This is a genomic window from Flavobacterium lacustre, from assembly GCF_027474525.2.
In the GTDB taxonomy this organism is placed as follows: domain Bacteria; phylum Bacteroidota; class Bacteroidia; order Flavobacteriales; family Flavobacteriaceae; genus Flavobacterium; species Flavobacterium lacustre.
In genome coordinates this window covers 1,915,189-1,928,371 of sequence record NZ_CP114882.2, presented here as the reverse complement: position 1 = coordinate 1,928,371, position 13,183 = coordinate 1,915,189, and the positions used below count along the sequence as shown (strand labels likewise).

General features: G+C 34.3%; 14 protein-coding genes and 1 tRNA gene. 8 read left to right on the top strand and 7 right to left on the bottom strand.

Annotated features, from left to right (window positions below):
• The first annotated feature begins 60 nt into the window (after positions 1–60).
• Positions 61–474 carry a type II 3-dehydroquinate dehydratase gene (gene aroQ / locus O6P34_RS08390; RefSeq protein ID WP_269684064.1) on the top strand — a complete coding sequence of 138 codons (414 nt, stop codon included), beginning with the start codon at positions 61–63 and terminating at the stop codon, positions 472–474.
• Between the two features lie 482 nt (positions 475–956).
• Here aroQ and O6P34_RS08385 read toward each other — a convergent pair whose 3' ends face one another.
• From O6P34_RS08385 to O6P34_RS08370, 4 genes are all read right to left on the bottom strand, one after another.
• Positions 957–1,823, bottom strand: coding sequence for a cation diffusion facilitator family transporter (locus O6P34_RS08385; protein ID WP_269684063.1), 867 nt, complete (start codon positions 1,821–1,823; stop codon positions 957–959).
• 99 nt (positions 1,824–1,922) lie between these two features.
• A complete protein-coding gene (gene murA, locus O6P34_RS08380) occupies positions 1,923–3,233 on the bottom strand; it encodes a UDP-N-acetylglucosamine 1-carboxyvinyltransferase (RefSeq protein ID WP_269684062.1) in 1,311 nt (436 codons plus the stop codon).
• Positions 3,234–3,334: 101 nt separating this feature from the next.
• Entirely contained in the window at positions 3,335–4,051 is a 717-nt protein-coding gene (locus tag O6P34_RS08375; protein ID WP_269684061.1) for a DUF4290 domain-containing protein, read from the bottom strand.
• 2 nt (positions 4,052–4,053) lie between these two features.
• On the bottom strand, positions 4,054–4,350 hold the full coding sequence (locus O6P34_RS08370; protein ID WP_269684060.1) for a DUF493 family protein: 297 nt from the start codon (positions 4,348–4,350) through the stop codon (positions 4,054–4,056).
• Positions 4,351–4,508: 158 nt separating this feature from the next.
• Here O6P34_RS08370 and O6P34_RS08365 point away from each other — a divergent pair, with 158 nt between their 5' ends.
• The 5 genes from O6P34_RS08365 to O6P34_RS08345 all read left to right on the top strand — a co-directional run bounded on the left by O6P34_RS08365 (position 4,509) and on the right by O6P34_RS08345 (position 9,106).
• Positions 4,509–5,048 carry an AAA family ATPase gene (locus O6P34_RS08365; protein ID WP_269684059.1) on the top strand — a complete coding sequence of 180 codons (540 nt, stop codon included), beginning with the start codon at positions 4,509–4,511 and terminating at the stop codon, positions 5,046–5,048.
• A gap of 83 nt (positions 5,049–5,131) precedes the next feature.
• Positions 5,132–7,027, top strand: coding sequence for a RecQ family ATP-dependent DNA helicase (locus tag O6P34_RS08360; protein ID WP_269684058.1), 1,896 nt, complete (start codon positions 5,132–5,134; stop codon positions 7,025–7,027).
• Positions 7,027–7,974 carry a methionyl-tRNA formyltransferase gene (gene fmt / locus O6P34_RS08355; RefSeq protein ID WP_269684057.1) on the top strand — a complete coding sequence of 316 codons (948 nt, stop codon included), beginning with the start codon at positions 7,027–7,029 and terminating at the stop codon, positions 7,972–7,974. Before O6P34_RS08360 ends, fmt begins: the two co-directional genes overlap by 1 nt.
• Positions 7,975–8,154: 180 nt before the next feature.
• Positions 8,155–8,427, top strand: coding sequence for an HU family DNA-binding protein (locus O6P34_RS08350; RefSeq protein WP_073017033.1), 273 nt, complete (start codon positions 8,155–8,157; stop codon positions 8,425–8,427).
• A 118-nt stretch (positions 8,428–8,545) separates the two neighbouring features.
• Positions 8,546–9,106, top strand: a complete 561-nt coding sequence (locus O6P34_RS08345) for a YqgE/AlgH family protein (protein ID WP_269684056.1) — start codon at positions 8,546–8,548, stop codon at positions 9,104–9,106.
• Here O6P34_RS08345 and O6P34_RS08340 read toward each other — a convergent pair.
• Together O6P34_RS08340 and O6P34_RS08335 are read right to left on the bottom strand one after the other, a co-directional pair.
• Complete coding sequence (locus O6P34_RS08340; RefSeq protein ID WP_269684055.1) at positions 9,103–9,942, bottom strand: aminotransferase class IV; 840 nt, start codon at positions 9,940–9,942, stop codon at positions 9,103–9,105. The genes O6P34_RS08345 and O6P34_RS08340 overlap by 4 nt on opposite strands.
• 55 nt (positions 9,943–9,997) lie before the next feature.
• Positions 9,998–10,390: an START-like domain-containing protein gene (locus O6P34_RS08335; protein WP_269684054.1), complete on the bottom strand. Its 393-nt coding sequence runs from the start codon at positions 10,388–10,390 to the stop codon at positions 9,998–10,000.
• A gap of 153 nt (positions 10,391–10,543) precedes the next feature.
• On the opposite strand from O6P34_RS08335, the gene O6P34_RS08330 reads away from it, so the two are divergent.
• Positions 10,544–10,617, top strand: a tRNA-Met gene (locus O6P34_RS08330).
• 413 nt (positions 10,618–11,030) lie between these two features.
• On the opposite strand, the gene O6P34_RS08325 is transcribed toward O6P34_RS08330, so the two are convergent.
• Entirely contained in the window at positions 11,031–12,143 is a 1,113-nt protein-coding gene (locus O6P34_RS08325; protein WP_269684053.1) for a helix-turn-helix domain-containing protein, read from the bottom strand.
• Positions 12,144–12,344: 201 nt separating this feature from the next.
• On the opposite strand from O6P34_RS08325, the gene O6P34_RS08320 reads away from it, so the two are divergent.
• The gene (locus O6P34_RS08320) at positions 12,345–13,130 is read left to right on the top strand and encodes a tail fiber protein (protein WP_269684052.1); all 786 of its coding nucleotides are present in this window, start codon (positions 12,345–12,347) and stop codon (positions 13,128–13,130) included.
• The last annotated feature ends 53 nt before the right edge of the window (positions 13,131–13,183 follow it).

Genomic DNA, 13,183 nt, shown 5'->3' with positions numbered 1-13,183 from the left:
TTTTACCCAAACCGTTCTCTTAATTAGAACGGTTTTTTTATTTTTACAAAAACAAGAACTATGAAAATTGCCATCATCAACGGACCTAATCTTAACCTCTTAGGAAAACGGGAACCTGAAGTATACGGAAGTCAAACTTTTGAAGAATATTTTACCACTTTACAAATACAGTTCCCACAAATTGAATTCACCTATTATCAGAGTAATATTGAGGGCGAATTAATTGATAAAATTCAGGAATTTGGTTTTTCATACGACGGTATTATTCTAAATGCCGGAGCTTACACGCATACTTCTATCGGGATTGGCGATGCCATAAAAGCCATTACAACTCCGGTAATCGAGGTTCATATTTCGAATACTTTTTCACGCGAAAGCTTTAGACATCAATCCTATATATCCGGAAATGCTAAAGGAGTGATTTTAGGTTTTGGTCTAAAAAGCTATGAATTAGCCATACGCTCTTTTTTATAAGCGCCGGAGTTAATTTAACTAAAAACAATAGATTCATTAATTTACATACTATGTGTTGTAGAAAAAGCTATCTCGAAAAACACTACTTCTTTTATGATTTATAGTGTCGTTTTTGGTTTAAAGTTTTAGAATAAAATTCCATACCGGAAGACTAATGCATTCCTGTTAACTTGGCTATTTTTTTTGTAAAAACAATCCCAAAACGTCAAATTTGAGGTGGATGACGTCAAATTTGACGTGATGTAGGGTCAAATTTGACGTTGCCACCGTCTTACATGACGCAAAGAGGGTCAAATTTGATGTCAGTAACGTCATACATGACGTCACACAAGGTCAAATTTGACGTGGATGACGTCATACATGACGCGAAAAGCCTCAAATGTGACGTCAAGGACATCAAATTTGAGGCTTTTGGATATAAAATAAGAAAATCGTGTTATTTTGCTCATGGCAAAAGAACGACAAGAGTTCTTTTTGTAGTATTAATTTGGTTCTACATGAATGAGAACATGACCCAATTCCGGAATTTCGCTTCTCAGGGTATCTTTTAAAAGATGTGCTAAATCATGCCCTTCTTTTACGGTGATATTGGCATCGACTCTGGCGTGTAAATCCACATGGTATCTCATTCCCGATTTGCGAATAAAACATTTCTCAGTATCAATAATCCCATCTACTTGATGCGAAACGCGTCTGATATCCTCAATTAAATCATCATAAAGATGTTCATCCATTATTTCGCCCAAAGCAGGTCGGAAAATAAGATAACTATTGTATAATATAAAAGCCGACGCAAAAAGGGCAGCCCAATCATCGGCTGTTTCATATCCTTTTCCTAAAACCAAAGCAATCGAAATTCCTATAAAAGCCGCTATTGAAGTTATGGCATCACTCCTATGGTGCCAAGCATCAGCTTTCAAAGAAGAACTATTAGTTTCTTTACTTCGCTTCATAACGATACGAAAGGAGTATTCTTTCCAAATGATAATCGCTCCAAGAACCAGCAATGTCCATGATTTTGGCAATTCGTGTGAAGTTCTGATATTTATTATGCTTTCATAAGCAATAACTGTTGCCGATGTAATTAAAAAACCAACAACCAAAAAAGTAACCAAAGGTTCTGCTCGACCGTGTCCGTATGGATGATTATCGTCCGCAGGTTTATTTGAATACTTGATTCCAAACAATACTAAAAGGGAAGAAAAAATATCGGTTGTAGATTCTATGGCATCCGCAATTAAAGCATATGAATTACCAAAAATACCGGCTAAGCCTTTAATAACGGCCAGACAAGTATTACCAGCTATACTAAAATAAGTAGCTTTTATAGCCGTTTGTTCGTTCGACATGATTTTTTATAGATTTAACGAAATTAAAAATACCGTTTAAACAACTCTTTTTATGCTCTTAAAAGTTGTCTAAACGATACCTAATACAATTTTTTGAAATTATGCTCTGACGATTTTGGCTCCAATGGCTCTCAATCGTTCATCAATTCGCTCATATCCTCGGTCGATTTGCTCAATATTTTGAATAGTGCTCGTTCCTTTTGCAGAAAGTGCTGCTATCAATAAAGAGATTCCCGCGCGAATATCTGGTGAAGACATAGTAGTCGCTTTGAGTTGTGATTTGAAATCATGTCCCATAACTACTGCTCGGTGTGGATCACACAGCATAATTTTGGCCCCCATATCAATCAATTTATCTACGAAAAATAAGCGGCTTTCAAACATTTTTTGGTGAATCAACACATCGCCTCTGGCTTGTGTGGCAACGACTAAAACAATGCTCAATAAATCAGGTGTAAATCCTGGCCATGGCGCATCAGAAATCGTTAAAATAGAACCATCAATATCGGTTTTTACTTCATATCCGTCAACATGAGCAGGAATATAGATATCATCGCCTCTTTTTTCGAGTGTAATACCCAGTTTTCTGAATGTATTAGGAATAAGTCCAAGGTTTTCCCAGCTTACATCTTTTATCGTAATCTCAGATTTGGTCATGGCTGCTAAACCAATCCAACTTCCAATCTCAATCATATCCGGAAGAATTCTGTGTTCACATCCTCCTAAACTTTCTACCCCTTCAATGGTTAGTAAATTAGAACCAACTCCTGTGATTTTCGCTCCCATGGAGTTCAACATTTTACACAATTGTTGCAAATAAGGTTCACAAGCAGCGTTGTATACTGTTGTTTTACCTTTGGCCAAAACAGCAGCCATCACAATGTTTGCAGTACCGGTTACAGAGGCTTCGTCAAGAAGCATATCAGCTCCCTTTAATCCTTTTGGCGCTTCTACTCCATAGAAATGATCTTCTCGGTTGTATCTGAATTTAGCTCCAAGATTGATAAATCCTTCAAAGTGGGTATCCAATCTTCTGCGTCCTATTTTGTCTCCACCCGGCTTTGGAATATATCCTTTTCCGAAACGGGCTAAAAGCGGTCCTACAATCATAATCGAACCACGAAGTGAACCCCCTTCTTGTTTAAAAGCTTCGGTTTCTAAGTAGGAAATATTTACATCATCGGCTTGAAAAGTATATGATCCCGGACCTGTTTTTTGAATTTTTACACCCAAATTTCCCAGCAGCGTAATCAGCTTGTTGATGTCAATAATATCAGGAATATTATTAATTGTTACTTTTTCAGGAGTTAATAATACGGCACAAAGTATTTGCAACGCTTCATTTTTTGCTCCTTGTGGTGTGATTTCTCCTTTTAGAGCAATGCCCCCTTCGATTTTGAAAATTCCCATATTCTTATTTTAAGGTTCTCAGGTTGTAAGACAATATATTGCTAAGGTTACAGCTCGTTTTCTATTTGCAGTACCTTAGTAAATTCTGTTTTAGTACCTTTTTATTTTGGATTGTTTTTTTGAAATGGTTTTGGCTTTCCTGTTTTCAAATTCTTATTACTTTGAATTTTAGGCTGCCCTATTGGTGTAATTTTGTTAGAAATACGTTTGTTTGTTCGAAGTAAATCAGTTGTATTCAACAGTTCTTCTGTGCTTTGCAACATATTTAATTTCCCGTCTGATAATTCATAAAGATGTTCGAAAATGACATCATCTTTTACGGTGTCTTTGTTCCAACTCAAATAGGATTTTTTCATGTGATTGGCGATTACTTTCACCAATGCATTTTTCATTTCTCCTTCTTCCCATTTATTGGCAACATCAATCATATATTTAATATTATTGCCGTAATACCTGTATTTTGGAAAATTTTGCGGGTATTTTAAAACATCTGGTTTTAGTTGCAATACTTCGCGGGAAGGAATTGGATAAGGTGATTCTACATCTAATCTAAAATCAGACATAATAAACAACTGATCCCATAATTTATGCTGAAAATCCGGCACATCACGCAAATGAGGATTTAAACTTCCCATTACTTGTATGATATATTTTGCCGCTTTGTTACGCTCTTCAACATCCGTTATAGCAGTGGCTTGGTCAATTAGTTTTTGCAAATGACGGCCATACTCCGGAATAATTAAATGCGATCTTTCGGCATTGTATTCCAAATGCTGAACCGTATCGTTCGCGTTTTCTTTTATATATTTTGTGTTCATATTTATAGGGAAACTATACCTTTTATTGTAGCTACTTCTTGGTACTTATCTATTATTTCTTGTGCGTCTTTCACTTGAACGTCAACAGAAATACTGGTGAATTTCCCTGTCTTGGATTTCGTTGTTTTTATAACTGCTCCCATACAATCAAAAGTCAATTCAACACGCTCAACATTATCTGCCTCACTCGGAACGATGAATTTAAACAAATATAAAGCCGGCCAAGTATTACTCATATCCAACTCTACTTTTAATCTTTCATAAAATTCAGCAGTCTCTTTTTCTTTGTCTTTATCCATTCTTAAATTAAAATAAAGGCAAATATACGGTAATGATTTTAGATTTAGGAATTACAATAAAGGATTTCCTTTTTTTTTAAATAGAAACAGAATTATATCTTTTAATTCTTTTCGAAATCCCAATTAGTTTAGGTAAATTTGCGCCTTATTTGTAAAAAGTGCAGAAAGAAATCATAGTTATCATTGGCGGTCCGGGAACAGGAAAAACCAGTATTATCGAGAAATTAATCGCTAACGGTCATTGCTGCTATCCAGAAATTTCCAGACAGGTAACTCTCGAAGCACAAAAACAGGGAATTGAACAATTGTTCCTCAAAAACCCGTTGTTATTTAGCGAATTATTGCTTGAAGGGCGAAAAAAACAATTCGAAAGCGCCTGCAACGAACCGCACGAAGTTGTTTTTCTGGACAGAGGAATCCCTGATGTTCTGGCATATATGCACTATATTGGAGACAGTTATCCTTCTTTTTTTGACACCGCTTGCCGAGAACACATCTATACCCGGATATTTATTCTTCCGCCTTGGGAAGAAATTTATGTAAGCGACAGAGAACGTTACGAAAACTTCGAACAAGCAAAACTTATCTACAATCACCTTACAGAAACCTATCAAAATTACGGATACGAACTTATAGAAGTACCAAAAGATAGTGTAGATAACAGAATTCTTTTTATCTTAGATAAAATTTCAAAATAATTTACAGATTAAAAATTGAAATTTTCAATTGATGCTACGCTATAAAACCGTAGGACTACTATAAAGACCGAAATCTGAAAAGTATGCAAACAGCAGTAGCAATTCTTCAAAAATATTGGAAACACGACAGCTTCCGATCGCTTCAAAACGAGATTATCGATTCCGTTTTAAACGGTCAGGATACTTTTGCGCTTATGCCAACCGGTGGCGGAAAATCAATTTGTTTTCAAGTTCCTGCAATGATGAAAGAAGGAATTTGTCTGGTAATTTCTCCTTTGGTCGCCTTGATGAAAGATCAGGTAGCCAATTTGCAAAAACGAAACATCAAAGCAATTGCATTGACCGGAGGTATCAAATCAGACGAAATGATTGACCTTTTAGACAATTGCCAATTCGGAAATTATAAATTCCTTTATGTTTCCCCGGAACGATTACAATCAGATTGGATTCTGAATCGTATCAAAAGTCTTCCCGTAAACCTTATTGCAATCGACGAAGCACATTGTGTTTCGCAATGGGGTCATGATTTTCGCCCTGCTTATTTGAAAATTTCCGATTTAAAAAAACATTTCCCAAAAATTCCATTTTTGGCTTTGACCGCAACCGCAACACCCAGAGTTCAGGACGATATCATCACAGCATTAGGATTGCATAATCCGCAACTATTCCAGAAATCATTTGAAAGGAAAAACATTGCGTACATGGTTTTTGAAGTAGAAGACAAACTTTTTAGAATCAAACAAATACTGGAGAAAAACCCTCAACCGTCTATCATTTATGTCCGAAACAGAAAATCATGTTTGGATATTTCCAGCCAATTGCAATCGTTAGGATTTAAAGCAACGTATTATCACGGTGGGCTTTCGCCAAAAGAAAAAGATAAAAACATGCAGCTGTGGATGCAGGAAGATGTTCAGGTGATTGTAGCAACAAATGCATTTGGAATGGGAATTGACAAAGCCAATGTAAAAACCGTCATTCACATACAACTTCCTGAAAACATTGAAAATTATTATCAGGAATCCGGTCGCGCAGGTCGAAATGGTGAAAAATCATTTTCAGTGGTATTGACCAGTCCTTCGGATATTTTTCAGGCCGAAAATCAATTCATACGCAATCTTCCCGACAAACCTTTTCTGACTGCGGTTTACATCAAGTTGTGCAATTATTTTCAGATTGCTTACGGCGAAGGCATGGACCAACGTTTCACGTTCAATTTAAATCATTTTTGCCTGAAATATGACTTCCCGATTTTAAAAACATACAATGCGATGCAATTTCTGGACAGACAAGGCATCCTGAATTTATCCCAAGAATTCTCGGAGAAGATTACCATGCAATTTTTGATTCCGTCTAAAGAAGTCATTCGATACATTAGTATGAATTCAAACGACGAGGAAATTATTCTGACCATCTTGCGAACTTATCCAGGAATTTACGAAATGCAAACCGCTTTCAATTTACAACTGATTGCCAAAAAATCAAATCACAAAGAATCCGAAATCCAAGCTGTTCTTCATAAACTAAAAGAAAAAGACATCATTGAATACCATGCTAAAAACAATGACACTACTTTAATTTTTAATGAAATTCGCGAAGATGAAAGGACGATTAATCGGGTTTCAAAATATTTAGAGAAGCAAAACCTGCTAAAAACAGAACAACTTAAAGCGGTGCTGCATTATGTTAATGAAAAAAAGACCTGCAAAAACAAATTGATTTTGGATTATTTTGGAGAAAAAATAACCAACGATTGCGGAATTTGCTCCTATTGTATTTCAAAAAAAACACAAACGGTCGATATCGCATCGCTTTCGAAAGAAATTTTGACACTTTTAAAAACCGAAAAATTAAATTCAAGAGAAATACAAAACAGAACAAATACAAACGCTAAGGATGTTATCTTTGTATTACAGGAATTATTAGAAAAAGAAGCACTCCTTATACATTCAAACAATAAATATTCAATAAAATTATAATGGAAAAATTACGAATTGTTTTTATGGGAACACCAGAATTCGCCGTTGGAATCCTGGACACCATAATCAAAAATAACTATGAAGTAGTTGGCGTCATAACCGCAGCGGATAAACCGGCCGGTCGCGGACAAAAAATAAAATATTCTGCTGTAAAAGAATATGCAGTTGAACACAATCTTACTTTATTACAACCCACCAACCTGAAAGACGAAACTTTTTTAGAAGAATTAAAAGCGTTGAATGCCAATTTACAAATTGTAGTCGCCTTTAGAATGTTACCAAAAGTGGTATGGGAAATGCCATCATTAGGCACATTTAACCTCCACGCTTCACTCCTGCCGAATTATCGGGGTGCGGCTCCAATAAATTGGGCTATCATCAACGGGGAAACAAAAACCGGAGTGACCACTTTTTTTATTGATGACAAAATAGATACCGGCGCAATGATTTTAAGCTCAGAAATTGCAATTGAACCAACAGAAAATGTCGGACAACTGCATGACCGCTTAATGCAGTTGGGCAGCGCAACAGTTGTTGATACCTTAGCCTTGATAGAAAAAGGAAATGTGACGACCACAATACAAAAAGACACTGCCGAAATCAAAACAGCATACAAGCTTAATAAAGAGAATTGCAAAATTGACTGGACAAAACCAGCTTCCGAAATCAACAATCTGATACGAGGATTAAGTCCATATCCGGTTGCATGGTGTTTTTTTAGCGACAAAGAGGAAGAATGGAATGTGAAGATTCACGAAGCAAAAATCATTTCAGAAGAACACACAAAAGCAATTGGGAGCTTGGTTTGCACCAAAAAAGAAATGAAAATAGCAGTCGAAAACGGCTTCATTCAGGTATTGAGTTTACAATTTCCGGGCAAGAAAAAGATGAGTACATCTGAATTTTTGAATGGAATCACTTTTTCAGAAAACGCAAAAGTTTACTAACATCAGTAAAAACGGGCGTTCGTCGATGATTTTTCGATAACAAACCTTGCTTTATGAACAAAAAAAACAAGTTATCAACAAAACCAACTAAATTTAACGAAAACGCTTGCAAGGAACGTATTTCCTACTAAATTTGTGTATTAACAATTTTTTTTAACCAACAATTAATAACTATTTATTATGAACAAATCAGAATTAATCGACGCTATCGCTGCTGATGCAGGAATTACAAAAGCTGCAGCAAAATTAGCTTTAGAATCATTTTTAGGTAATGTAGGTGGTACTTTGAAAAAAGGTGGAAGAGTATCTTTAGTAGGTTTTGGATCTTGGTCAGTTTCTGCTAGAGCTGCTAGAGACGGAAGAAATCCTCAAACTGGAAAAACTATTCAAATAGCTGCAAAAAACGTAGTAAAATTCAAAGCTGGTGCTGAATTAGAAGGAGCAGTAAACTAATTAAGTTTTCCTGATATAATTAAAACCTTCCAACTGGAAGGTTTTTTTATGACTTTTGACGATTTTATTTGGTTAACTAAACTTATTATTGTTAAATTTAGTAAAAATAAAAGGAGCCATGATTTCAGAAAAATTAAAAAAAGGACACTTGCTTATTGCTGAGCCTTCTATAATTGGAGACTTGTCGTTCAACAGATCTGTTATTTTATTAGCTGATCATAACCAAGAAGGATCTGTGGGTTTTATTATTAACAAACCCTTGAAATATACCATCAAAGATTTACTTCCTGACATCAATGCTAATTTTAAAATCTACAATGGCGGTCCCGTTGAACAGGATAATCTTTATTTTATCCACAACGTACCGGACTTGATTCCTAATAGTATAGAAATTTCAAATGGAATATACTGGGGAGGCGACTTCGAATCCGTTAAAAACCTCATCAATTTAGGAAAAATAAACAAAAATAATATTCGATTTTTCTTGGGATATACCGGCTGGGAAGAAGACCAGTTAGCCACAGAAATGGAATGCAATTCGTGGATTATTGCCGCAAACAGTTATGAAAATAAAATCATAGGCAAATCAACTACACACTTTTGGAAAGAAAAAATCATTGAATTAGGAGGAGATTATGTTATCTGGTCTAATGCACCTGAAAATCCACTTCTAAACTAATTTTGACGCACCAAATCGTTAAGCTTTTGTATTAAAAGCATTGCTTTAGCAGTAACAAACTCTTTCTTTCTATATTTCGTTATAGGCTGAATTCCTTTTATAACATTGGTTAAAAATAACTCATCGGCCTTTTGAAGATCAAACGGCGAAATAATGGCTTCAATAACTTCAAGATTTTCTATCTTTTTTGCCAGTTCCAAGACCTGCTTTCTCATAACACCATTAACACATCCTTCAGAAACAGGTGGTGTGGTTAACGTATTACCTTGTAACATAAAAAGATTACCATAAACGGCTTCAACAACATTCTTGCTGTCATTTAATAAAATACATGTGTTTAATCCGTTTTCATCCGCATAAATACTAGCAGCAACATTTAAGATCTTATTCGTTGTTTTTAAAGTAGAGAGCAATTGCTTGCTAACATAAAAATCTTTGTACAAATCCACCTCAAAATCACCCTCAGGAGCAACATACAAAGTATTTTCTAAAGCGGTAGCGTGAACAAGATAGGAAATTGTATTATTCTTAGGCAAATAATACCCGCCATCATTTCTATAAACTGTAATTCTGGCTCTTGCCGAAGCAGAAAAACCATTATTTTTGACTACATAAAGAATCTGCTCTTCAAAATAATCCATGGTAAAATTCATGGGGATTTCCATTCTAACGATTCGCATAGCAGCCATCAATCTGAAATAATGATCTTCTAAAAATAAAATTTTATCATTTACTATTTTAACAGTTTCAAAAACAGCATCTCCATATAAAAAAGCGCGATTTTGAGTTACTATATTTGAATCTTGTGCTTCTAAAATCCCATTAAAATTTACCATAAAAAAACCCTGAATTTTTGTTCAGGGCAAAGATATATCATATAAAACAATTTTACTATACAGAACCGATAAGATGTTTCAAATCGGATATTTGATTTTCCCACAACTGGGTTGCTTCTTTTACTTCATCTTTAAAAGCAAAATCAATGACCATTAACGACACGTCTTTTGTGATGTCATCCTCTAAAATGTGTAATTCAAAAAAATAATCCGTGTCTTTATTATCCGAATCTACCCATTTAAATTTCACTTTCTCTCCAGATTTCTTAGAAGCCAATCTGGCTTTCTCTTCGGAGTCATTCCATATAAACGTAAAAAATTCTCCACGTGAATTTACGTTATCGGCAAACCATTCTGACAAACCTGATGGAGTCGATATGTATTGATACAACAACTGAGGAGAAGAATTTATAGGGAATTCGATTTCGTAACGTATTTTTGAGTCCATGGGCTACATTTAATTTTTGCGAAATATAGGAATATAAGTCCGAAAAAAAAGCATTTTTAAAAATATTTTTTTTTCTTAAAAATATACTTGCAACCTCTAATATTATTTTTATATTTGCACCCGCATTCAGGATAGGATTTATATCTTGAATATGGCGAGATAGCTCAGTCGGTTAGAGCGCAGGATTCATAACCCTGAGGTCCCGAGTTCAAATCTCGGTCTCGCTACTAAATCAAAAGCCCTAACATCAATATGTTAGGGCTTTTTTATGTTTTTAGCAACTTAAATCCCGTTCCTATTATTCTCTCAAGAAGGAAAGTGAAGGAGAAAAATATTTTTGAACTATCATAAAAAACTCAAATTTTAACTTGAGGTTCATGATATTTATTGTTTAATTATTCTTACTTAAGAAGTTTTGTTTCCAAAAATTAGAATCATTCAATGCCGCAGTCACTATCAATATAAAAATATTTAAACAAAGTTAAAACTTTTCCTACATTCCATTTGGAGCAAGGAAATTTAAAGATTCTCTCTTCAATAGTCCTAAATCTTCCGTAATTATTTGTACAACAAACACGAAAAGTATATTCGAAACATTTTGGTGAGACACAAAGATATTTAAAATATATATTTTTATAAACTACTTAATTTGTGCGTTTATAAAATCGCTTACAGACAGGCCTGTAAATTTTTTGAAATTTTTTGAAAAGGTAAATCGGGAATTAAATAAGCATTTTTCTCCCAAAGAGGCCACTGTATAATCTTTCAAATAACCATCGTTTATAAGTGATAAAGCATAATTTATTTTGACTAAATTACTAAAATCATTAATGGAATAATGACAATAATATTTGAAAACTAATTCTAAATGACTTTTAGGTATTTTCAGCTCTCGAGCTATAGTTTTTGCAGTTAAAGTATTTGTAGAGATTACTGCAACAGATTTTTGTAATATTTGAATGTCTAAAATAATGGAATCAATCTTGTTAAAAATAGCATTGTAAATCATTTTATCCTTCTCATCGATTACTTTCAGAGACTTAGTATGCCAGATTAACAGGTCTTGTAATTCGTTTTTATGTAGACTTTTCAAAAAATTGTGTTCACCAAAAATAATGATTGGATTTTTAAATATATAAATCAAAGCCGTCAGCCATAGTAAAGACGAAACACGATAAAAAACATTCAAATCTATTTTGGATGTAGTTTCATTAAATAAAAAATAATTAGAACAAACTACCAAAGAAAAGGCAATAATAGTCATTAACAGGGTCCAAGTTCGTATGGTTTTATAACTACCTTTTTCAAACATAGAAAGTCTCTTTGTTTGTAGTAATTTATTTACTAGCAATAATATAGACACAAAATAGCAAACGGAAAAGACTAGGTAGAAAAGATGGTTAATTTTATAACCATCAATCAAAACATCAATCAATACTAACACAGTTGGCAAAATAAAATGCAGTAACTCTTTTTTGATTTGCCTTTTTTTATGAATAAGTCTTCTAAAAAACAAATAGTAAATTGGAATAATATAAAAGGCTAAGGTCAACCTTATCTTTAAGGGGCTAAAGGTAATTGTCGTGACTCCCAAAACCTCAATTGCATTCGAAAAACGCTGCAATCCTGCTACAAATAAAATAATTATTAGATAAATATTTATTTTGCGATTAGGCTTTGAATTAAAAAACATTAAAACAGCGACAAAGAGGCACAAAAAACCAACAAGTAGAGATAGTACGTTTAAAAACATGTGTCAAATATTCAAAATGTGTCACAAATATAGCATATTACAGTCACGAATTTTTATTTTCCTCCCTTTCTGTAGTTATTTGCTATATAATGTTAACTATACATGAAAATCATGAAAAAAATCTACCTTGTTTTATTTGTTGCTTTAGGGCTCTTTTCGACTGTCACAGTACATGCTCAAACTAATGTTACCTCATCTGGTATGTCCATTCAAGGAATTGCACGAGACGAAACGAATGCCGCTTTGGCTAACATTGACGTATTAGAGCTTATATTCAATGTATATTATTTAATAGGTACCACTGAGACCGCTATTTTGACCCAGACTGCAACCGTCAAAACTGATAACTTTGGTGTTTTTTCTTATGTTTTAACAATAGACCAAGCACAATATAATCTCATTAGCACACAATCAGCTTATTTGAAGGTAACCCAAGGAAGTGTTGTTTTTTCAAATGAAAAACTTCAAGCTGTACCTTATGCTATTTATGCACAAAACGGAGTACCTACTGGAACTATCGTTGCTTATATAGGAACTGTAGCGCCTACCGGATGGTTGATTTGTGATGGAGGAGCTATTCCTAATACTCCTTATTATGCAAATTTGAGAGCCTTTTTAGGTAACAATACTCCTGCGCTTCAAGCCATGTTCTTACGTGGAGCAGGTAGTGGAAACGGTAAAATAGGACCAGCTGTAATGGGGGCCCAGATGGATTCTTTTCAATCTCATAATCATGTGGTAAATCTTAATACAAATGCTGCGGGGGCACATAATCATTCAACTAATTTTTATAATGATGATTATAATAACAGTGGAAATGGAACTCCTAATGGTACTGGTTTAATACGTGATGGAGGGCCTAGTTACACTATACCAACAAATACGGCTGGTAATCACACTCATAATGTCTATGGGGATACTTATACTACAGGAGATACAGAAACACGTCCTATCAACTGGGGTGTGAACTGGATTATAAAAATATAATCACTAATTCAATTCCCCTATTCGTTTTCTTATTCTCCAACAAAATTCTCCTA